This is a genomic window from Flavivirga aquatica (genome assembly GCF_001747085.1).
Lineage (GTDB): Bacteria > Bacteroidota > Bacteroidia > Flavobacteriales > Flavobacteriaceae > Algibacter_C > Algibacter_C aquatica.
The window spans coordinates 301,510-325,255 of the sequence record NZ_MDJD01000054.1; the positions used below are offsets into that span (position 1 = coordinate 301,510).

Annotated in this window: 13 protein-coding genes; 7 read left to right on the forward strand and 6 right to left on the reverse strand. The window is 31.1% G+C overall.

Annotated features, from left to right (window positions below; translation table 11 throughout):
* The first annotated feature begins 11 nt into the window (after window positions 1-11).
* The 5 genes from A8C32_RS15700 (at window position 12) to A8C32_RS15720 (ending at window position 4,907) form a co-directional block, all read left to right on the forward strand.
* A complete protein-coding gene (locus A8C32_RS15700) occupies window positions 12-1,481 on the forward strand; it encodes a tagaturonate reductase (protein WP_240491767.1) in 1,470 nt (489 codons plus the stop codon).
* 4 nt (window positions 1,482-1,485) lie between these two features.
* Window positions 1,486-2,313, forward strand: coding sequence for an amidohydrolase family protein (locus A8C32_RS15705; protein ID WP_069831359.1), 828 nt, complete (start codon window positions 1,486-1,488; stop codon window positions 2,311-2,313).
* Between the two features lie 20 nt (window positions 2,314-2,333).
* On the forward strand, window positions 2,334-3,125 hold the full coding sequence (locus A8C32_RS15710) for an SDR family oxidoreductase (RefSeq protein WP_069831360.1): 792 nt from the start codon (window positions 2,334-2,336) through the stop codon (window positions 3,123-3,125).
* Window positions 3,126-3,227: 102 nt separating this feature from the next.
* Window positions 3,228-4,550, forward strand: a complete 1,323-nt coding sequence (fucP, locus tag A8C32_RS15715; RefSeq protein WP_069831361.1) for an L-fucose:H+ symporter permease — start codon at window positions 3,228-3,230, stop codon at window positions 4,548-4,550.
* A gap of 15 nt (window positions 4,551-4,565) precedes the next feature.
* On the forward strand, window positions 4,566-4,907 hold the full coding sequence (locus A8C32_RS15720) for an L-rhamnose mutarotase (protein ID WP_069831362.1): 342 nt from the start codon (window positions 4,566-4,568) through the stop codon (window positions 4,905-4,907).
* Between the two features lie 249 nt (window positions 4,908-5,156).
* Here A8C32_RS15720 and A8C32_RS20775 read toward each other — a convergent pair whose 3' ends face one another.
* The 6 genes from A8C32_RS20775 to A8C32_RS15745 all read right to left on the reverse strand — a co-directional run bounded on the left by A8C32_RS20775 (window position 5,157) and on the right by A8C32_RS15745 (window position 19,435).
* On the reverse strand, window positions 5,157-5,324 hold the full coding sequence (locus A8C32_RS20775) for a hypothetical protein (protein WP_165605855.1): 168 nt from the start codon (window positions 5,322-5,324) through the stop codon (window positions 5,157-5,159).
* A 231-nt stretch (window positions 5,325-5,555) separates the two neighbouring features.
* Complete coding sequence (locus tag A8C32_RS15725) at window positions 5,556-7,769, reverse strand: glycoside hydrolase family 3 C-terminal domain-containing protein (RefSeq protein WP_083253383.1); 2,214 nt, start codon at window positions 7,767-7,769, stop codon at window positions 5,556-5,558.
* Window positions 7,770-7,893: 124 nt separating this feature from the next.
* Complete coding sequence (locus tag A8C32_RS15730; RefSeq protein WP_069831363.1) at window positions 7,894-9,894, reverse strand: hypothetical protein; 2,001 nt, start codon at window positions 9,892-9,894, stop codon at window positions 7,894-7,896.
* A 25-nt stretch (window positions 9,895-9,919) separates the two neighbouring features.
* Window positions 9,920-11,836 carry a RagB/SusD family nutrient uptake outer membrane protein gene (locus A8C32_RS15735; RefSeq protein ID WP_069831364.1) on the reverse strand — a complete coding sequence of 639 codons (1,917 nt, stop codon included), beginning with the start codon at window positions 11,834-11,836 and terminating at the stop codon, window positions 9,920-9,922.
* 15 nt (window positions 11,837-11,851) lie between these two features.
* Complete coding sequence (locus A8C32_RS15740) at window positions 11,852-15,022, reverse strand: SusC/RagA family TonB-linked outer membrane protein (protein WP_069831365.1); 3,171 nt, start codon at window positions 15,020-15,022, stop codon at window positions 11,852-11,854.
* A 201-nt stretch (window positions 15,023-15,223) separates the two neighbouring features.
* Window positions 15,224-19,435, reverse strand: coding sequence for a two-component regulator propeller domain-containing protein (locus tag A8C32_RS15745; protein ID WP_069831366.1), 4,212 nt, complete (start codon window positions 19,433-19,435; stop codon window positions 15,224-15,226).
* Between the two features lie 415 nt (window positions 19,436-19,850).
* Here A8C32_RS15745 and A8C32_RS15750 point away from each other — a divergent pair, with 415 nt between their 5' ends.
* A complete protein-coding gene (locus tag A8C32_RS15750) occupies window positions 19,851-21,365 on the forward strand; it encodes an alpha-L-fucosidase (protein WP_240491768.1) in 1,515 nt (504 codons plus the stop codon).
* Between the two features lie 39 nt (window positions 21,366-21,404).
* Window positions 21,405-23,285 carry a sulfatase family protein gene (locus A8C32_RS15755; protein ID WP_069831368.1) on the forward strand — a complete coding sequence of 627 codons (1,881 nt, stop codon included), beginning with the start codon at window positions 21,405-21,407 and terminating at the stop codon, window positions 23,283-23,285.
* Window positions 23,286-23,746: the final 461 nt, after the last annotated feature.

Consider the following 23,746-nt stretch of genomic DNA (forward strand, 5'->3'; position numbering starts at 1 on the left):
AAAAGAAACTAATGATAAACTCAGTAACGAATACCCAAACAGTAATGAACGCACTAAATAGAGATATGGTAGATACGAATACATATACCGAAAGAGTGATACAATTTGGAGAAGGTAATTTTTTAAGAGCGTTTGCCAATTGGATGATTCATAAAATGAATAAACAAGCTGGTTTTGATGCTGGTGTGGTAGCCATTCAACCTATAAATCAAGGGTTAATAAAACTATTAAATGAGCAAGATGGCTTGTACACCCTGTATCTTAATGGTATTAAAAACGGAAAAGCCATTAGCGAATATGAAGTGATTGATTGTATTCAACGTGGTATTAATCCTTATGAAAATTATAACGACTATTTAATAAATGCTGAAAATCCTGATTTACGCTTTGTTATTTCTAATACCACCGAAGCAGGAATAGCATATAATGTCAACGATAAATTAGAAAACACACCGCAAAGTAGTTTTCCGGGTAAATTGACATCACTTTTATATAAACGCTTCCAATTTTTTGGAGGAGCTTCCGATAAAGGCATGATTATTATTCCATGTGAGCTTATTGATAAAAATGGTTATCATTTAAAACGTATCGTTTTACAATATGCAGACGATTGGAACTTAGGCAGTGATTTTATAGAATGGATTAACGAAGACAATATATTCTGTAATACACTAGTAGATAGGATTGTTCCTGGTTATCCTCGAGATAAAATGGAAACTATCACCAAAACATTAGGTTATAAAGATAATTTAGTTGTAGAAGGCGAACAATTTCATTTATGGGTTATAGAAGGTCCTGAAACTATTAAAGAAGAAATACCTGCAGAAGCCTGTGGTTTAAATATTGTTTTCACAAATAACATGGAACCATACAGGACACGTAAAGTTCGTATTTTAAACGGTGCTCATACGTCTTTAGTTCCAGTTGGATATTTATATGGTATTAACCGAGTAAGAGAATCTATAGAAGATCCTGTTGTTGGCGAATTCTTAAAAGATGCCATTTTTAATGAAATATGTCCTACTCTAGATTTACCAGATGCCGAATTAAACCAATTTGCTAATGATGTTTTAGACCGTTTTAAAAACCCGTATTTAGAACATGAATTAATAAGTATTTCTTTAAACTCTATTTCAAAATTTAAAACACGTGTTTTACCTTCAATACTAGAATATATTAAAAAGAAAAATGAGCTCCCAAGCCATTTACTATTTTCATTAGCCTCATTAATAACATTCTACAAAGGGGAAAGAGGCTCTGAATCTATTACTTTAAAAGATGACGAAAAAGTATTAAAATTCTTTAAAACACAATGGGAAAACCAAGATACTTCCACTGTCGTTAAAACCACACTATCCAATATAGATTTTTGGGGAATAGATTTAACAACATACAAAGGGCTTGAACAAAACGTACTAAAATATCTTGAAGCTATTCAAGAAAAAGGTATGCAAAACGCATTAAAAGATTTTATAAAATAATATTATGATTATAGATTCTCATCAACATTTTTGGAATTACGAACCCAAAAAGCATGAATGGATAGACGATGATATGGCTGCTATTCGTCAGGATTTTTTGCCTTCAAATTTAAAAAAAGTCTATAGTGAAAATGGTATTGATGGCTGTGTAGCTGTTCAAGCAGACCAAACATTGATTGAAACAGACTTTCTATTAGACCTATCCAAACAATATGATTTTATAAAAGGTATTGTTGGTTGGGTTGATTTAAGAGGTGATAATATTGATGCTGTTTTAGATAATTACAATCAATTCAATAAAATAAAAGGTTTCAGACATATAGTGCAAGGTGAACCCGATCATAACTTTTTATTAAGACCTCATTTTTTAAGAGGTATCAAAGCTTTAGAAAAACACAATTTCACCTATGATATATTAATCTTCCCCCATCAATTAGGAGCGGCTTTAGAGTTTGTAAGGCATTTTCCTAATCAAAAATTTGTAATAGATCATATTGCTAAGCCTTACATTAAAGATGGTTTTTTTGATGGTTGGGCAACACTTATGAAAGAAATAGCAAAACAAGAAAATGTCTATTGTAAGATTTCGGGAATGATTACTGAAGCTGATTATAAATCTTGGACCGAAGGTCAATTACACCTATACATGGATTTGGTTTTAAATGCTTTTGGTACAAATCGTATTATGTACGGTTCCGATTGGCCAGTATGTTTAGTTGCTGGCACTTATTCTCAAGTAAAAAATTTAGTTACCAATTTTATAGCAAACCTTTCGGTGTCCGAACAAGAATCAATTATGGGAACCAATGCTATTCAATTTTATAATTTATAACACTATTTAAACAAAATATCATGGACTTAGGATTAAAAGGAAAAGTAGTGGTTATTACAGGAGCTGCTGGTATTAAAGGAAGTATAGGAGAAACTATTGTACAAACTTTAGCTAATGAAGGTGCAATACCTGTTATTGTATGTCGTAATGATCGTGGGGTTGGATATGAAAAGGAATTACAGGAAAGAGGTATTGATGCTGCATTTATTAAAACAGATTTATCAGATTATAAACAAATAGAACAGGCAGCTAAGACTATAGAGAAAAAGTACGGGCGTGTTGATGCTCTTATAAATAATGTAGGGGTAAATGATGGTGCTGGACTTGATGCCTCTATGGATGATTTTATGTATTCATTGAAACTTAATATGGTAAGCTTCTTTGCTATGGCGAAGTATTGCTTGCCAATGCTTAAAAAGGTTAAAGGAAACATTTTAAATATTGGCTCTAAAGTAGCTTTAACAGGACAAGGTGGAACTTCTGGCTATGCAGCTTCTAAAGGTGGCGTTTTGGGACTAACTAGAGAATGGGCTGTAGATCTTATTAAGTTTGGTATTAGATGTAACGCTATTGTTATTGCAGAAAGCTGGACGCCTGCTTACGATGCTTGGATAAAAACTTTAGAAAATGGAGATGAAAAACTACAGGATATTGTAAAAAAAATTCCACTAGAAAACAGAATGACCACGCCTCAAGAAATTGCCAACCAATGCCTTTTTACAATTTCTGAAAAATCATCGCATACCACAGGACAGTTTATTACTGTAGATGGTGGTTATGTACATTTAGACAGATCTTTACTAACAGAATAGCATCATTTGTTATCCTTTTTAATACAGATAACACAGTTTGTAACCTTCACCTTTTAACATTTTAGTCTTACTATTTTATTAATTAAAAATTTAAAATAAAATATGAATAAAGCTTCCAAAATTCCAGTAGTAAAAAAAGAATTACTATTTCCTTTTATAATAATAACCTCTTTATTCGCTTTGTGGGGTATTGCCAATGATTTAACAAATCCTATGGTTTCTGCATTTAAAAAAGTTATGCCAGAATTATCTAATATGCAAGCATCTCTAGTACAATTTGCATTTTACTTTGGATATTTCTTTATGGCTCTTCCTGCGGCTTTATTTATTAGAAAATACAGTTATAAATCTGGTATTGTTTTAGGTTTAATATTGTACGCAACTGGAGCCTTTTTGTTTTACCCTGCTGCGAAATACGAAACTTTCTCTTTTTTCTTAGTATCATTATGGGTTATAACTTGTGGATTGGCCTTTTTAGAAACCACATCAAATCCTTTAATTTTAGCTTTAGGAAATAAAGAAACAGCTACGCAACGGTTAAATTTAGCTCAAGCATTTAATCCTATTGGGTCACTTATGGGAATGGTAATAGCACAAGTTTTTGTTATTAGTGCATTGAGGTCTGATGATTATACAACTGAAGCTTATGGCGCTTTAACATCTACAGAATTATCTGCTGTTAGAGAAAACGATTTAAGCATAATTAGTATCCCTTACATTGGTTTAGGTGTATTAGTATTGGTTATTATGTCTATTATTATATTTACTAAAATGCCAAAAACAGCGGATGAAGATAAAATGTCTGTCTCTGAATCGTTTAAAAAATTATTTGCAAATAAAAACTATCTACTAGGTGTCTTGGCTCAAGCATTTTACGTGGGCGCTCAAATTATGTGTTGGACTTATATTTTTCAATATGTAGATAATATAAATGAAACACTTGGTTTAAAACTTACTGCTACTTATTTTAATGTGGCCGCAATGATTTCATTTTTAGTAGGACGTTGGATAGGTACTGCTTTAATGCAAACTATCAACCCGTCAAAAATGTTAATGTTATTTGGTATTGGGGGCGTAATTTGTTGTGCTGGCGCCATTCTTTTACCTGGTATGTATGGGCTTATTTCTTTAGTTGCTATTTCTGTTTTTATGTCTATAATGTTCCCAACCATATACGGAATTGCGTTAAAAAACATGGGAGATGAAGCTAAAATTGGTTCTGCTGGTTTAGTAATGGCTATTGTTGGTGGTGCATTAATGCCCGTTTTGCAAGGAGGCATATTAGATTGGGGAGGTTCTGGTTTTTCAGATGTAAAAGTTTTAGGGTTTATTCCTGAAGTTAATTTTTCTTTTATACTGCCTTTAATATGTTTAGCTGTGGTTGCCTTATATGGTTACACAACGTATAAGAAACAAACAAATTAAACGAAAAATTTAGTTATGAGTATAAAAAGATACTGCTATGCATGTGATTTAAAAAACGATTCTAAATTAATTGCAGAATATAAAGCCTACCATGCTGCAGGAAATGCATGGCCAGAAATTACTAAAAGTATAAAAGATGCTGGTATTGTAGATATGGAGATCTATTTAACGGGAAACAGAATGTTTATGATTATGGAGGTTGATGACACCTTTAATCCTGTTAAAAAAGCCGAAATGGACGCTAACAACCCAAAGGTTCAAGAATGGGAAAATTTAATGTGGAATTACCAACAAGAGCTACCATGGGCTAAAGATGGAGAAAAATGGATTTCCCTTGAGCAAGTTTTTAAGTTATAAACTTAATTTATATAGAGTGACTAATTCATGTCGAACTGGGTACTATTGTCTAAATTATATGTTTTGAAAACCAAAGATATAGACTGTACTCAGTTTAACATTTTAATTAAACATTTTCTTCTTTAGTATCAAGTTTTAATATAAATACTATTACTTCTCTTTTTCAATTGGTTGTAAAATCAAACTTATCTTTTTGTTTACCAACAACCTCAACAATGTCTAACTCTTGGACTTCAAATGGGCACGTTTTTATGTCTGGTTTATTTTTAAGCCAAAATGTTGAAGATATCGTAATACTTGATGCCTCATTCGTGTTTTATAATATCCATAAAATGTATTTTTAGCTACAGAAGCAACTGCTACTCCTGCAATATTATACTTTTTATCTCCTTTTAATACCGAGTTTTTTATTTGCAAATTTCCATATTTAACAGATAGCTAATATGCTCTAATTGTAGCTAGCGCACTACCATGTTTCCAATATGGTGATCTTTCGTACCATTTTTTCTTATTCAATTCCTTGCCTTTAAACTCCTCTGAAAAATTCTCATTTTTCACCTATTTAAACCCTTTTGATGGTTCTGGAGTTTGGGCATAAAAAAAAGTAACTAGATATATTATATATAAAATAAATTTCATTGTTAATTATTAAAATTCAATACTCGTTTTAATAAATTTAGAAGCTCCCAAATCTATACTTCTTTGTGACGGCAAGGAGCTTGAAATGTAAATATTATAGACTCCATCTCTTATAATAGTTTTACCATTCTTATTAAATTGATTAAAGGATGCCTTATTTAATTTAAAAGAAATCGTTTGAGTTTCTTTAGGGTTTAATTGTATTCTTTTAAAAGACTTTAAATCAAAAATAGGATCTACTTTACCTGCAAGAGGCGAACTTATATATAGTTGCACAACTTCTTCTGAAATAACATCACTTGTATTAGTAATATCTACAGTAACCGTATAATCTGAATCTATTTTTAAATTTTTGTATTCGAAAGACGCATAGGATAAACCAAACCCGAATGGATATAATGGTTCTTGGCTCATATATTTATAGGTTCTTCCTGCCATATTATAATCTTCATAAGGTGGTAATTGCTCAATAGATTTTGGAAATGTAATAGGTAATTTGCCTGAAGGGGAAACATCTCCAAATAAAACATCTGCAACCGCATTACCGCCTTCTTCTCCAGGATACCAAACAAATACAACAGCATCAACTAAGTCATGAAGTTCTGGTATTGCAATAGGACTTCCTCCTGTTAAAACTAATATTAAAGGTTTATCACCTTTTCTTCTTATTTTTTTAATGAAATCAATTTGATTTTGAGGTAATTTTAAACGTGTTCTATCCCCTTTATCACCAGATGCTAAGGCTTCTCCTTCTTCGCCTTCCATTAAACCTGATATACCCATAACCGCAATACATGCATCTGCAGATGCCGCTTCTCCAGTAGTCCAATCTATTGGGTTTACATTTTTCTGATATGGTAGTACTCCCGATTTGTAATTAATAGTGGTGCCAGGACTCACTTTACTTACGATACCATCTAAAATTGTCTGCGTACTACTAGTAAGCCCATAATAATTCCCTAACAAAACTTCTTCGCTCGAAGCACTAGGTCCTGTTATATAAAGGTTTCTAATATCTTTTTTAAGAGGAAGGATATTGTTTTTATTTTTCAATAATACAATAGATTTTTGTGCAACTTCTTTAGCTAATTGTCTATGTTTTTTAGAATCCACAACCTCCGATGTTATAGCATCATATGGGTTTGTTCCTATAGGATCGAACAGCCCTAATTTGAAACGGGTTATAAAACTTTCTTTTAACCGCTCATCTATAAGTTCTTCTGTGATTAGTTTTTGATTTAAAGCTTTCTTTAATGTTTTATAAACATTTCCGCAGTTAATTGTGGTTCCACTTTTTAAGGCTAATGCTGCAGATTCTTCTGGTGTGTTTGTTACTTTATGAAATTTATGAAAATCACTAATGGCTCCACAATCTGACACAATATATCCTTTAAAGCCCCAATCGTCTCTTAATATATCTTGCAATAAATAAGGACTTCCACAACAAGGTGCTCCTAAAGTTCTATTATAGGCTCCCATAACACCTTCTACTTTAGCTTCTTTTACCAAGGCTTCAAAAGCTGGTAAATATGTTTCAAATAAATCCTTTTTATTAACTACAGCATTAAATTCATGACGAAACTCTTCGGGACCACTATGTACTGCATAATGCTTAGCACAGGCCGCAGCTTTTATATATTTAGGATCATTACCTTGTAATCCTTTTACAAAGGCAACGCCTATTCTACTTGTTAAAAAGGGATCTTCTCCATAGGTTTCTTGACCTCGTCCCCAACGGGCATCTCTAAAAATATTAATATTAGGAGACCAAAATGTTAAACCTGCAAATTTGCTTCTATTGCCTATTTTTATGGCTTCGTTATATTTTGCTCTGGCTTCGTTTGATATGGCTGTTGCTACACGCTCTATAAGAGCATCATCAAAAGTTGCTCCAAATGCTATAGCCTGCGGAAATACTGTGGCTCTTCCGTTTCTAGCTACACCATGTAATGCCTCATTCCACCAGTTATATTCTGGAATATCTAATCTTTCAATAGCTGGACAAACATCGAGTAATTGTGAAGCTTTTTCTTCTAATGTCAATTCAAAAATTAACAAATCAATACGTTTTTCGTTGGTAAGCGCTGCGTTCTGCCATTCAAATTTTGGCTTAACTTCTTTTTTTTCAACAGTGATAATCTCCTTATTATCGGTCTTGCATGAATAACAAATTATCAAAATTAATATTAGAAGACTTTGTTTATTTAAAATTTTTAAAATCATATTACAACGGCGTTATAGTTTTTAGAAAGAGAAAATATATGTATCAGTTAATAAATATTCCATGTAAAACCCGTAAATTATATTACAGGGTTCTTCATAATGATTATTCTTAAAAATTATTTAATTAAGGTCTCTCTTCCTTTTCTGCAATAATCATATCATCATAATAAAATTTACTAATTCCTAGTGGAATTGGTTGTAACCTAATTGGAAAATTACCTGTTGTCCCTTGAACAAATTCAGCTATAATCACATCTTCCCATACACCAACAGTAGCACCAGTATAAAATTTATTAGGAAGCAAAGTGCTTCCAATGTATGGTTTAGCAAAAGTTGTAGTATGTTCTGGAAAGATATATTGTTTAGCCGTCCAAACATATGTTTTTCCTGCTTCGAACAAATAAGTTGCTGAGGTTCCTGTAGATCTAAGGTCTGGTTTGTTACCTTCTGGAGCTTCTACAAACGCTACTGTACCTATATCTGGTGTATTAGGTGTTGTTGGCGTAACAAAAGTTATAGAAGATGTTCCGTTTCCTGAATTCATCCATATTAAAGGGTCATCAAAACTTCCAGCTCCATTTAAAATATCACCATTATCCATTATCACTGGTGTTGCTGCTAATATAGCAATAGCACCTCCTCCTATGGATCTTATAGGCCCCGAACCATCATGAGAAATTGTAATAACATCTGGTCGATAAATTTTATCTACTAATGTTATGTTTAACTTCTTATTATCTGTATCTAAATTAACAGCAGATATCGCAAAATTAATACCATTAACTAATACTTGAAAACCTTCTGTACTATCTCCAATTGCAAATGTTTCTGCATCAAAACGAAAGTCAAAAGGTACTTGTATAGTCTCATCCCTTAACTCTATAATATTACCATTTAAATTAACTGGTGTTGGTACATTTACTTTAATTGGAACATCTGTAAAGGCTTCCAATGGACGTTCGTCTAATGATCTTAAATTTGAATTAGCACCATCATAAGAAACTGTAACTGTTTTAGTCACATCCAATGGCTCTAAAGGTGTTTCTAAATTCAAGAACAATGCTCCAGTTATTTTTTTATTAGCGTCTAAAACATTGGTTATAGTTACAGATGCAATAGGTATAGATGATCCATCAATTTTAACAGTGAAATTTCCTCGTAAATTATCCGATAATTGTTCAAACCTTGAACTAAATGGTATTACAATACGATCATCATCCAACTCTAATACATTTCCAATTTGCACAAATGGTTCATCTAACGCTGTTATATTGAAAACAAAAGGCATTTCGTATGTTTCATCATCTGCTCCTATCTCTTCTGTTTTTAATCTTTTAGAAATTAATCGTCCTTTAAAAGTACCTATGCTCCTATTGAAAGCAATGGTATCAATAGTTGTCGTTTCATTAGAGTTGTAGATATTTTTTTCGTCGGCTTCATTTTCTTCAATAGTATGAATTTGCCATACTGTATTTGTTGGTCTTGCTGTATTATTTGGTATATCACGACTTAAATCTTCAAAAATTAACTCATCTCCAAATTTTAAGTTTATAACATCTAAATTTTTAAAATCTATAATGTTTTTATCAAGATCTCGAATCTGCATATCTGCAACAATGGTATCATATACATCAACAACAACCTCATATTCGTATATCCATTTATCACCTTCTTTTCTGGTACGCGTTGTGTCTATTATAATCTCTTCTTTTACTGGATCCCAACCTGTAGGTAATGCAAATTCTGCATAGGAATCAAACTCATTGTAGAGTTTAATTTTGGTAAGTGTATCTCCTTTTTTAAACAAGACATGTACGGTTCTATCTGTTGAAACAGTTTCACCTGGATTAATAATATAGTTGTCATAATTTTCCAAATCATTTGGGACAGGACCTTTTAAAAAGAAAGCCCCTTCTGGAATATGCCATTCATGTTTTGTATATCCGTTTGATAAATCTGAAAACGAAGCAAAATTATTAACTTCAGATAGCATTAGTTCTGTACCAAAATTTGTTGTAAACGCCACGTCTATAAAAGAGTTTGGAGCAACGTATTCATCATCTTCGCAACTAACAACAATTAGCAACAAGAGAAAAAGATTGGCTATATTTTTTATATTTTTCATTTTTTTAAATTTTTCGTTAATCTTGTTAATCTTTTATAACATCCCAATTTAGGTTAGCATCAATTTCATTCTGCGGTATTGGCAAGTAAGCGTGCAAACTTTCACTAAATTTACCTGATCCAATAATAGCATCTTGTGCTCCTATTTTTTCTCTAGTTCTTTGGTTTTCGGGAAGCGTAAAGTGCTCAGGTGTTTCTCCTGCTCGAGTTAAAAAACATTTATATCTTGGTTTAGCGTGTTTCCCATTAAAATTAGGCGGAACCGTCCAATAATCATATTTTATTGATGCTAGTTTCATTAACTGTTGCTTAAACACACCCCAACGTCTTAAATGTGTTGAACGTTCTCCTTCAAGTGCTAATTCTAATGGTCTTTCGGTAAAACGTAAGTGTTCCATTAAATTTGTTATAGTTACGACTTCACCTCCATTTATATCTAAATTAATATCGTCTATATAAGTTGTTTCAGCATTAAGAAATTCTGCTCCTGGATCGCTACTTTTTCCTAGTAAATATAAATGCGATCGTTTTCTTACTCTATTGATATATCTTAAGGCTTCAGATAGGTCGCCTTTTTCTAACATACATTCGGCATAAAGTAAGTATATATCTGCTAGTCTAATAACGGGTATATTAATATCAGATTTATTATTAAAATCGGTAGATTTATCTTCTCCTGCTCCTGCTCCAATAGTATTCCAGTGTGTGAATTTTTTAAACACGTTTAATCTATTTCTGGCGTAAGCAATACCATCTCCATCTCCAAAAGTACCTTGAGGGACACCATACATTGGTGAGTCAATATCATCTACAGATCCCATTGAATTAGCCATTCTAAGACTATATCTTCTTAACCTATCTATTGTTCCTACTACTTCCCCTTGATCATCATATACATTTGCTCCTATATTCATATTAGCAGGGTCGTTAGCGTCTGGTTTTTCTTCACGATATTTTAAAGTTATCCAAGAGCTAGGTTGTATCCCTGCACCATATATTAAATGTGTTACATCTTGAGCTAATATTTCTTCTCCTACAGCATCTAAATTAACACTTGTTGTAAAATTTAATTCGAAAATAGATTCAGAGTTAAACTCTGCAATACCTGTAAAATTTTTAGCTAAATCGTCTACCAATTCATAATTGTAATTGTCTATAACATTTTTTAAATATACTTCTGCTTCTGCAAAGTTATTATCAACTATATAACTTTTACCTAATAAAGCTTCGCATGCTCCACCTGTAATACGTCCTAAATTATTACCATCCTCCTTTTCCCATGCGGTATAGGTTTCTGGTAAATTTTCTAATGAGAATGTTAAATCTGCTCTATAAAATTCTTTTACTGCTTCGGCTGTAGAAAACGCTTGTTGAAATTCTGCAAAAGTTTTAGGTATTGAGGTTAATAATGGTACAGAACCACCATTATAACTAGTACTAAGCATATAGTAAAAATAACCTCTTAATGCTCTTGCTTGTGCTACGATTCTCAATCCTTCTTCTTCTGCATCTTCATTGGAATAACCACTTTTTAATCTCTCATAGTTTTCAATAACTTGATTGGCTCTAAATACACCTAAAAACAAAGCATTCCATTTATTTTGCACATACTTTGTTGTACCATCGAAGTTTTGATCGTACATGGCATCTGACAAACTTTTTGCACGCCATCTCTGGTGTGTTGCAATATCTGTTCTTACAGCTTCATCTCTAATCGCTATAATATCTTTATCTTTTATAACACTATAGGTTGCGTTTAAACCAAAATTTAAATCGGTATTATTATTCCAAAAATCCCCTGTAGTTAATGCGTTAGGATTTGTTTGTTCTAAAAAATCTTTTTCGCATGACTGTATAACAACAAATATTAATAATAGTATTATTATTTTGTTAGCAAACATATGATGTTTTACTAGACTTGTTTTTTTATTTAATCTTTCCATCTTCATTTTTTTAAATTAAAATTGAAATTGTAAACCTGCTTTATACTGAGAGCTAATAGGGTATGTACCTCTATCGATACCTCTTGTACTAAACCCATTATTACCTACTTCTGGATCGAAACCAGAATAGCTTGTAATGGTTAAAGCATTTTGAGCTTGTAGGTATATTCTAAACTTAGAAAGTCCTAGTTTTTCAAGTAACTTCTTAGGGAATGAATAACCTAATGAGACGTTTCGTAGTCTTATAAACGAACCGTCCTCTAAAAAGTAATCGGATGCACCTCTGTAAGAAGGTGTATTATTATCGTTATAGCTAGGGATTTGAGAATTTAGATTTACAACGGTCCAAGAATAATAAATATCGGCATGTGTTCCTGCTTGGTATGCAAAAGCTTTACTTCCGTTCATTACTTCTGCACCATAAGATCCATACCAGTTCATACCAAAATCGAACCCTCTATAATTAGCGCTAAAGCTTAAGCCTATATTAAAATCGTCTGAGCCACTTCCTTTATATACTCTATCGTTTTGATCAATTTTTCCATCACCAGCATCAGGAATACCATCATTATTGGTATCTACAGTTAATTGATCTACATATTTTAGTTGTCCCAATTCTGCTGCACCATCTATTAATCTATATTCCTCTAGTTCTTCTTCTGTATTAATAATACCATCTGTTTCACGCAAGAAAAAAGCAGCTGCTTCATAACCTTCTGTTATAACGCTTACTAATTCTCTAGCGCCTTTACTAGACACGAAACTATTGTCTAAGAAAATAATAGGGTTATTAGGACTTGTTTTGGTTACTCTATTTGTGTTTTTTGTATAAGTTACAGCAACGTTCCAATTAAATCCTTTTTTACCTTTATGTCTAAATTTTGCAGCATATTCTACACCTATATTTTCCATATCCCCTATATTTAGGATACTTGTTCGGTTATTTCCAAAAACTCCTGTAGATGCTGGATTTACTACTCCAAATAATAAATCTTTCTTTTCACTTCTATAAAAATCACCAGATATTGTTAGTTTACTATTAAAGAAACTTAAATCATATCCAAAATTTTGCTCTACAGTAGTTTCCCATTTTACATTTTCATTAGCATACCTTTCTTGAGTAGTTCCTAATGCAGGAGTTTCGACTCTAGAACCAAGGTTAGGGTCTGCGTTATTACTACCAAAAACATAATTTTGTCCTAAATTAACAACCGCTTGATTACTATATGCTGCAAACTTATCGTTTCCTGTTGTTCCATGACCAGCTCTAAATTTAAAGGAATTAACAACACTTTTAATAGGCTCCCAAAAAGGCTCTTCAGACACATTCCAACCTACTGTTACAGATGGAAAGAACCCCCATCTGTTACCTTCACTAAATTGAGAAGACCCATCGTAACGTCCACTGGCATTAAAAAGATATTTACCTTCATAATTATATTGTAATCTTACTAAGTTACCTCGTAATGTTCTTGTATAATCTCGACCTCTAGAGGTTACAAGAGCACTACCTGTATAACCATCAAAAACCGTAATTAGAGGGTTTGCATTGACTTCTCTTTGTGCTTGAAAAAACTCATTTTCAGATTGTTCTGAGGATACCACTCCTAACAATACTAGATTATGTTTACCAAATGATTTTTTATAATTAACGATTCCTTCAATAGTTAATTTATTATATGATGTTGAGGTCGTCGTGTTTGATGTTATATCATTAGGGTTTGGTGGTATTAAATCTCCAGCTGTATTATAAACATCTAGTCTTGGAATAATTTTTACGCCCTTAAGGTCTGAGTAAATAGCACCTCCTCTTACACTAAATTTAAAAGCTTTTGTTGCGTTAAAATCGAATTGAACATTTGCAGAATGGCTATTTCCTGTTCTTAATTCTTTTGTATTTAATTTTCTGGCAACACCCCCCAAATTCTTAATAGGGTTTATATTATCATCTAAAGCATCCTCTGTTGCATCTATTAATTCTGTAGATCCTAAATCTATACTAGGTTGATATGGCTTGTATTCTAAAACGGTATTAAAAACATTATTATTTGGTAATATTTTTTCGTCTCTTTTAAAAGTTAACCCTGTAGTTACCTTCCATTTTCCTTTTGTAAATTGTGTGTTTGATCTTATGTTAAAACGATGATAATCTGAATTTATCATAACACCTTCTTGTTCGAAAAAGTTGGCATTAAAATTATAAGTTAAACCTTCTTTTCCTCCAGATACGTTTACCGAATGGTTTTGTATTGCTGCTAGATCATTTAAAATAAGATCTTCCATTCTGGTGTTATTAGAAAACCAGCTTTTGTTTCTATGGATATCTACATTAACACCTCCTTGAGTTTTATCTGTATCTATTGCAAGCTTAAGCATATTAATATATGTAATTTGCTCTGTGGTCATTAAGGGTACTGATGATGTTATATCTTGCACGCCGTATTCACTATTAACACTAATAGTCATTTGTCCCACTTTACCCTGTTTCGTGGTAATTAAAATAACACCGCCAGCACCACGAGTTCCGTAAATAGCAGAAGAAGCTGCATCTTTTAAGACATCAATAGTTTCAATTTCGCTAATACTTAATTGAGGATCGCTATCGAACGGAATACCATCTACTACATATAAAGGTCCATTTTGTCCATCTTGTAAAGAACTAAACCCACGAATTAATATATTTGCTTCTTCTCCTGGTTGTCCAGAACTAGAGGTTATACTTACACCTGCAATTTGTCCTTGTAAAGCCGAACCTATATCTGATGTTGTGGTTTTTACTAACTCTTCGGCTTTTACTTGACCAACAGCTCCTGTAACTTCCTTTTTCTTTTGTGTTCCATAACCAACAACAACGACTTCATTTAATGTTGAAACATCTTCTACCATAACTACATTAATTATAGTTTGATCTCCAACCTTAATTTCCTCTGAATTAAATCCTAAATACGAGAATTGTAAAATACTATTTGGACTGGCTATAATTTCGTAATTCCCATCAAAATCTGTAACAGCCCCTTTATTGGTACCCTTAATAATAACGGTAACCCCAGGTAACAACCCACCACCGCCAGAAACAGTCCCCGTAATAGTCTTAGTTTGTGCTTGTGAAAAACTAAAACTCAATAAACAGACTATACCTGTTAAAATGACTTTAGTTTTCCTGTTAAAGAATAATTTAAATTTCATTATTTAATATTGTTTAGTTTAGATACCAAATTTTGAAATTTATTCTTGCCACAAAGGTGTTATATGGCTTTAATTTTGTAACAAATGAACTAAAAGATAGGAATCCATTAACAGTGTATTGGAATTCCCTTAAAAACCTTATATAAAACAAAACATTTTGAAAAACAGATAATTACAAATTTTATTTATTAATTAAATGGATTATATCTCAAACTTGACTTTTTCCTGTTTTATTTTTTTAACATATTCTCTAGGAAGTACACCAAATTGCTTTTTAAAACATTTTGAAAAATATGATGATGTATTAAATCCTGTCATATACATGATTTCTTTTACAGAAAAATCACTCTGTTCTAATAATTGTACGGCTCTTTTTAAACGAATATTTCTAATAAAAGCACTTGAAGATAATCCTGTAAGTCCTTTAAGTTTAATGTATAAGTTACTACGACTAAAGCCCATTTCTTTAACTAAAAGCTCAACACTAAAATCTGTATTCATCATATGTTTTTCTACAATTTCAATAGCCTGTTGAAGAAATTTTTCGTCTAATGATGTTACTGTTACTTCCTCTGGTTGTAATGTAATTTCTCTATTAAACTTTCTTCTTAGTTCTTCTCTGTATTTTAATATATTACTTAATTTTAGTTTTAAAATATTTATATCAAATGGTTTTTTAATATAACCGTCTGCTCCTATTTTTAAACCTTCAATCTCACTTTCATTTGATGTTTTTGCTGTAAGCATAATGATAGGGATATGACTAGTTTCACTTTGGCTTTTCAAGCTATTACACAATTCTATACCATCCATAACTGGCATCACCAAATCTGTAAGTACTAGATGAGGCATCATCTCATTAGCTATTCTTAATCCTTCTTCTCCATTATTTGCTTCTAAAATTTTAAATGTATCGCTAAGTGCTCGCTTTATAAAAGTTCTTATATCGTCATTGTCATCAACAACTAATACTAGGGGTAGTTTAGATCGAGTATTTAAAATTGTAGAATCGGTTATTTCATCATTTAAATCTATAGCAAACGATTCTTTTTCAGAAGTTCTTGCATCAAAATCGCTTTCTGTTTTTTCTTTAATGCTTATTTCTGGAATTTTCTCATAAACACTTTTTCCTTGTGGCAGTTTTACAATAAAACTAACACTCTCATTGGGTACACTTTTTACGTCTATACTCCCTTGATGAAAATTTAATAAATTTTTAGTGAAAGACAAGCCTATTCCTACGCCAGTTTGAAAACTTTTATTTTTATTTTTCTTTGTATAGAATCTATTAAAGATATTCTTAATTTCATCTTCACTAATACCATATCCAGTATTTTTAACTTCAATAATAACATGATTAGTATCTGACTCTGTTTCTTTATTTTCTTTAGAAATTTTTATGGTTACCTCCCCTTTTTCATGAGTAAATTTAAATGCATTAGAGAGTAAATTTTTTATAATTTTTTCTAATGCATCATGATCAAACCACATCTTAATATTTTCATGAGCAGATTCTATATTAAAAATAATATTTTGTTTATGAGCTATAAACTGAAAAGGTTCTCCTATTTCTCTAATAAAATTTAAGATATCTGTATTACGAAGTACTAACCTCATTTTGCCCTGACTTATTTTTCTAAAGTCTAATAGCTGGTTTACCAATCTTAATAAATAATCGGTATTTCTACTCATAATCTCATATTGTTCTTGAACTTCAACATTATTACGAACACTTTCTTTATCTATTAAATACTCTAAAGGCCCTTTAATAAGAGTTAATGGTGTTCTAAACTCATGAGAAATGTTGGTAAAAAACTCCAACTTAGCTTGTTGCAATTCTTCTTGCTTTTCTTTTTCAATATACTCTAACTCTAATTGGTGTTTTCTTGTCGATTTAATAATTGTAAATTTTCTAAAGGCATATAACAATATTAATGTTAAAAGCACATAACTTAAATAAGCTCCTATTGTTTTCCAAAATGGCGGTGAAATATTAAGTTTTATAACTTTGGGAGTAGCATCCCAAATCCCATCGCTATTAGATGCTTTAACTTTAAATGTATATTCTCCGTATGGTATATTAGTATAGTTAGCAAATCGCTTATCTGAAGGAGATAGAATCCAATCTTTATCGTAACCTTCTAATATATATGAAAATTTGTTTTTTAAAGGAGCTCCATAATGCAAACCTGCAAACTCAATTGAAAAGCTATTTTGATTATATGTTAAATCAATATTATCTGTATAATTTATGGAGTTATTTAATAAAATGTTTCCGTTATATTCTTCTCCTACTTTAACCTCTTTATTAAAAACAGAAAAATTTGAAATTACAGTTTCTGCTGGTAAAATGTTATCATTAATTTCATTTGAAGAGAACACATTAAAACCATTTATACCTCCAAATAATAATGAACCATTACTCCTTTTTAAACTTGCTAATTCCTGAAATTCATTATTTTGCAATCCATCATTGACATCATAATTCTTAAACGTTTCTTTTTGGGTGTTAAACTTTGAAAGTCCTTTATTTGTCGACAGCCATAAATAGCCAGATTCATCTTCTAAAATAGCTTTTATTACGTTATTAGGTAAACCATCTTTATGGGAGTATCTTACAAATCTTTCTTTTTGATTATTTTCTGCTGGTATATACTTATTAAGTCCACCTCCAAATGTACCAACATAAAGTTCTCCTTCATTATTCTCATATATTGGTAAAATATAATTATGACTTATTGAGCTAATATCTCCTACTATATTTCTATAAACCTTAAATCTAGGATTCTCCTTTAACAATTCTTTTGAATCTAGTTTAGACAATCCATTTCCTGTTCCAAACCATATATCTCCTTTTTTATCTTGATAAATGTTTCTAATTATATTATCTGAAATACTATTGTTGTTTTGGGGGTTATGCTTAAAAACATCGACTTTATAATTATTTGTATCTTTTTCAGGTATCATTCTATAAATACCTCCTCCATAGGTTCCTATCCAAATATTCTTTTTTTTATCTTGTAAAATAGTAAATACCGCATTATTTGTTTTAATTAATAACTCTATCTGTGGTTTATCATTTTTAATAGCGTTATCGATATCTAACATGTAAAGTCCACTTATATCTCCTGTCCCTATTAAAAGTACTTTCCTATTGTTAATAGTAACCTCTTCTAAAGCAAAGATTTTTAAAATGTTAGTTATTTTTTTAAACTTATTAAATTTTCCATTATCATTTTCTTGGGCAAGTATATTTAAACCACCTCCTTCGGTTCCTACCCATAAATTATTATCACTATCTTCATATAGAGACCTTATTTTATCGTAACTAAGACTATTAAGGTTTGATGTTTTTTTAATGTGCTGAAATTGCTTCTTATTAGGGTCTATTTTATTAACGCCTCCACCATTAGTTCCTACCCATATAATACCTGTTCTATCCTTATATAATGCTCTTATTACATTTTTACTAATACTATTAGGATTAATGGGATCGTATACAAAATGATTTTTTTGTTGAAGCTTCTTATCTTTTGTATAATCGAATTGAAACAAACCATTATTATTACCTATCCAGTATTGATTTTTATCATCAATAACTAATGCTTGGGTAGGTGCTTTTAATAGAACTTTACTTATTTTATCAACACCATTAATATTATCCTTTACAAAAAGATTGTTAGACGAGCCTATAAGTAATCTTCCACTTTTATCTTCTCCTAAATAATTAATAGCCAAAAAAGTATGATTAAAGTTAACAATGTCATAACCTCCTTCTCTATTCTCTAATATTTTAAATAATTGCCTATTACTTGCACACCATAAATCCCCATACTTATCTTGATGAATTACTTTTATAGCGATATCTTTTTTAAAATTTATGTGTTTAAAAACAGAAGCTCCTTCTGGTTTTTGAAAGTCTAGTAAGTCCAGACCTTTATTGGTAGCCACCCATAATCTTTTTTTCTGATCATCAAAATAAACATTACTTATATAATCACTACTAATACTGTTTATATCATCTCTGTCATGTTTATACCTTGTAAACTTATTTGTTTTTTTATTGAACCTATTTAAACCACCTCCAGTTGTTCCTATCCATAAATCTCCTTTTTTATCTCCTGTAATAGTATATATAATGTTACTACTTATACTTTCCTCATTATTAGATTCGGGTACATAGTTTATAAATTTATAGCCATCATATTTATTTAAACCATCAAAAGTACCAAACCACATAAACCCTTCGTCATCTTGATAAATACAATTTATATCACTTTGAGATAAACCATCATTGGTGGTTAAATGTTCAAAATTGATATTGTTTTGCCCATAACATCCCACAAGCGATAACAAGAAAATAATAAGTATATAAAATAATTTATTTCTAAAATAAATGAGTTGGATAATCATATTTTAAAGTATAGGTTACACTCAAATATAGCTAAAAATCTTACTAAAAATGAAATTGTAAATCCTAAGTTTTTTCAATTACCCCTCAAAAAAACATATATGTTACAAACAGAATCATATGTTTAAAACAGTCCAAAACTTAACTTTTAGATTTGCATAACACCTAATCACACTATAAAGTGATTTAAAGTATAAAAGGTAGAAACTAAAAACTCTACACTAATAATATCTAGAGTTACAAATTACTTCTAATCAAAAAAACTTACATCATATATATCAAACATATACAAAATCGTGTTTTAAGTAAAAATACTAAAACATAATAAAATAAAGGATTAACGATAATTAAATAATAAAAACGATGCAGTTTATTAATAAAATAAGGTCAATATTCTTGTTAATTGTCTTAAACATTGTGATAATTACAAATGCTCAAACCAAAAATACGCCCATGGTATATGAAGCAAATTGGGAATCTGTAAATAAGGTCAATGAAGCTCCAAATTGGTTTAAAGACGCTAAATTTGGTATTTATACTCATTGGGGACCTGTATCTTCGGCCTTTGTTGGTTCAGATCCAACTAAATCTTATCGGGGGTGGCACGGAATGAAAATGTATGATAATGGTAAGTTAGACAAAACTAATATTACCAAACCAAGTAACAACTACATTCACCACAGGAAAAAATATGGTGACCCAAAAAAGTATGACTATAAATATATTATAGAACAATTTAACCCTTCAGCTTTTAATGCAAAAGAATGGGCTGCTCTCTTTGCTTTATCTGGGGCTAAATTTGCTGGTCCAGTTGCCATGCATCATGATAATTTTGCAATGTGGGACTCCAAAGCAACTAGGTGGAATGCCATGAATTATGGAGGTATTAACCCTTCTGCTGAATTAAAAAAAGAAATTGAAGCCAGAGGTATGAAATTTATGGGATCGTTCCATCATGCTTTTACTTGGCAATATTTTGCTACTGCACATGCTTATGGTGGTGTAAAATCTAAAGACTATGATTTATATACAAACCCACATGAACTAAACTCAGCAACACCAGATGATAGATTTTATAATGAATGGTGGGCTAAACTTAAAGAGTTTATTGATTTATACCAACCCGATTTACTATGGTTTGATTGGTGGTTGGAAAATATGACGGAAGAAGCTCGTACAAGATTTTTGGCCTATTACTATAACAAAGGTCTTGAATGGAATAAAGAAGTTGTAGTATGTTATAAAGAGAGTACTTTTAATGAAAATGCAGCTATTAAAGATTATGAACGTGGTCGCCCAAACCAACCAAAAGAAAAGTTTTGGTTAACAGACACTTCTCCTGGAGCGTGGTTTTATCGTCCTGACGCAAAATTTAAGACACCTAATGAGTTAATAGATATATTAATAGATATCGTTTCCAAAAACGGCAATATGTTGCTAAATGTGCCTCCAAATCCAGACGGCTCTATTCCTCCAGTAATGGTAAATTTACTTACCGAAATGGGAAAATGGTTATCTGTAAACGGAGAAGCTATTTATGCTACCAGACCTTGGGCAGTTTTTGGTGAAGGTCCTACACGTTTACCTGAAGGAGGGCACAAAATTGAAAAGATTAAAATAACTTATCAAAACACAGATATTAGATACACTAAAAAATCCAATAAAGTATTTTATGCTACAGTAATGGATAAACCAAACGAAGAAACGGTTATGAAATCGTTAAGTACAGAAATTGGTATACTAAACTCAAAAATTGAAAAAATTGAACTATTAGGAAGTGACGAGAAAATAACATGGAAAAGAAATGAAAAAGGGCTAATAATAAAAAAACCAACTATATTGCCTACTCAATATGCACATTCTTATAAAATAACACTGGAAGGTTATACAGAAAATAATATAGGTGGAGCTGTGGACGCGCATATAGATTAATAATACAAAAAACATTTAATATAAAATAATATTAAACATATGTTGAAATCTAAGTTTATAATATTAACATCCATTCTAACAACAATATATTTATTAAATGCTTGTAAAGCACAATCAGAAACTTATATCCCTCCAAATATTGTATGGATTACTTCTGAGGATAATTCCAAACATTACATGCAGTTATTTGATGAGCATGGAGCAAAAACGCCAAACATTGAAAAACTTGCTAATAATGGCGTGATCTTTACACACGCCTTTTCAAATGCAGCAGTATGTAGTGCAGCCAGATCAACTTTAATATCGAGTTCTTATGGCCCTAGATTAGCAACTCATTACCATAGGAAAATGGAAAAAGTCCCTATGCCCAATGGCTTAGAAATGTTTCCTATTTACTTGAGGAAAGCTGGTTATTACACTACTAATAATTGGAAAGAAGATTATAATATTATTAAACCAGATAGTGTTTGGGATGATTCTTCAAAAAAAGCAAGTTGGAGAAACCGTAAAGCAGGACAACCCTTTTTTCATGTATTTAATATAGGAACAACACATGAAGGAAAACTTCATTTTAATGAAGAAGACATGAAATTAAAAACTATTACCAATCCCGATTCTTGCTTTGTTTTTCCTAACCATCCACAAACAGAATTATTTAGATATACAAATGCGCTTTATCATGATAAAATAAAAAAAATGGATAAAGAAGTTGGTCAAGTTATTAATCAACTAGAAAAAGACGGATTACTTGAAAACACCTTTATTTTTTACTATGGAGACCATGGTGGTGTATTACCTGGAAGCAAAGGATATCTTAGCGAAACAGGCTTACATATTCCATTAGTAGTTTATATCCCATCTAAATATAAAAACTTGGTAAATGTTAAACCAGGAACAAAATCTGATGGATTTGTAAGTTTTATAGATTTTGGACCAACAGTTTTAAATTTAGCTGATGCTGAAATTCCTAAAGGCATTGATGGAAAACCTTTTCTTGGTAAAGGAGTAACAGCAAAAGACCTTGAGAGTAGAGATGAAACTTTTAGTTATGCAGACAGATTTGATGAAAAATACGATATGGTTCGTGCACTTAGAAAAGGCAAATATAAATATATTAGAAACTATCAAGCTTTTAATTTTGATGCTTTAATGAATGAATATCGATATAGACAATTAGCCTATAAAGAATGGAGAAAATTGTATGAAGAAGATCAATTAAATGACATACAAGCTAAGTTTTTTAAAACAAAACAACCTGAAGCACTTTACAATTTAGAAATAGACCCATACGAGACAAACAATCTAGCTAATCAATCAGATTATTCAAAAGTACTATTGGATATGCGTAAAAAACTGAATGCTAAGATAACAAACATGCCAGATTTATCATTTTACCCTGAATTTCATTTAATTAAAAATGCTTTTAATAACCCTATAAATTTTGGTCAAAAACATAAAGCTGATATTCATAAATACATAGAAACTGCCAACCTTAGCTTGTCAGATTTTGAAAGTGTACAATCTAAAATTGAGGATGGACTTAATTCAAAAGATCCTTGGGAACGCTATTGGGCATTAATTACATGTAGCAATTTTGGTAAAAAAGCCTCCCCTATGATTAGATTAGCAAAAAAGATATCTAAATCAGATAGTGAGCCAATAAACAAAGTACGTTCTGCCGAATTTTTAGGACTTATTGGTATTCAAAATCCTGTAGAACTTATGACAAATATTTTTTATAATGTAGAAGACCCTGCCGAAGCATTATTAATTCTTAATTCTATAGTTTTAATGAAGGATTGTGACCATAAATATACCTTTAATATAGATACAAAAAAGGTTAACAAAAATGTATTTAAAGACAAATTAATAAAATTTAGAATTATATATATAAATGACAAAGATACTAGCATAAAGTGAAACTAGACAAAGCTCCTATTAGTTATAAAATAGTACTAGTCATATTTTTAGAGTCATTATTCATTTCTTGCGAATCAAAGAAAAAAGAATAAACAGTATTCCCATACACTTTACCTAAAAATAAACCAAATGGGATCAATATTCTATACATGACCCATATCCTATAGTATATAAAGGGAAAATTTATCTCTATTACAAATCAAATTTTGATAAAAAACCCTAAATATATTCGTATGTAGGGGAATTAGCTATGGCAAACAACCCTCTAGATCCCTTTACAAAATACGCGCTTAATCCAGTAATGCTACTGAAACCACTTTACTCCCCTTTAAAATAGGTATGGCAGCATTAGCTATAAAAGATGGTAATTAACATAATGCTATTTAGTATGCAGAAGATGGTGTAAACTTTAAAATAGCTTCTATAGTAGAACTGATGACTAATGCTGGAGAGCCTTTTAT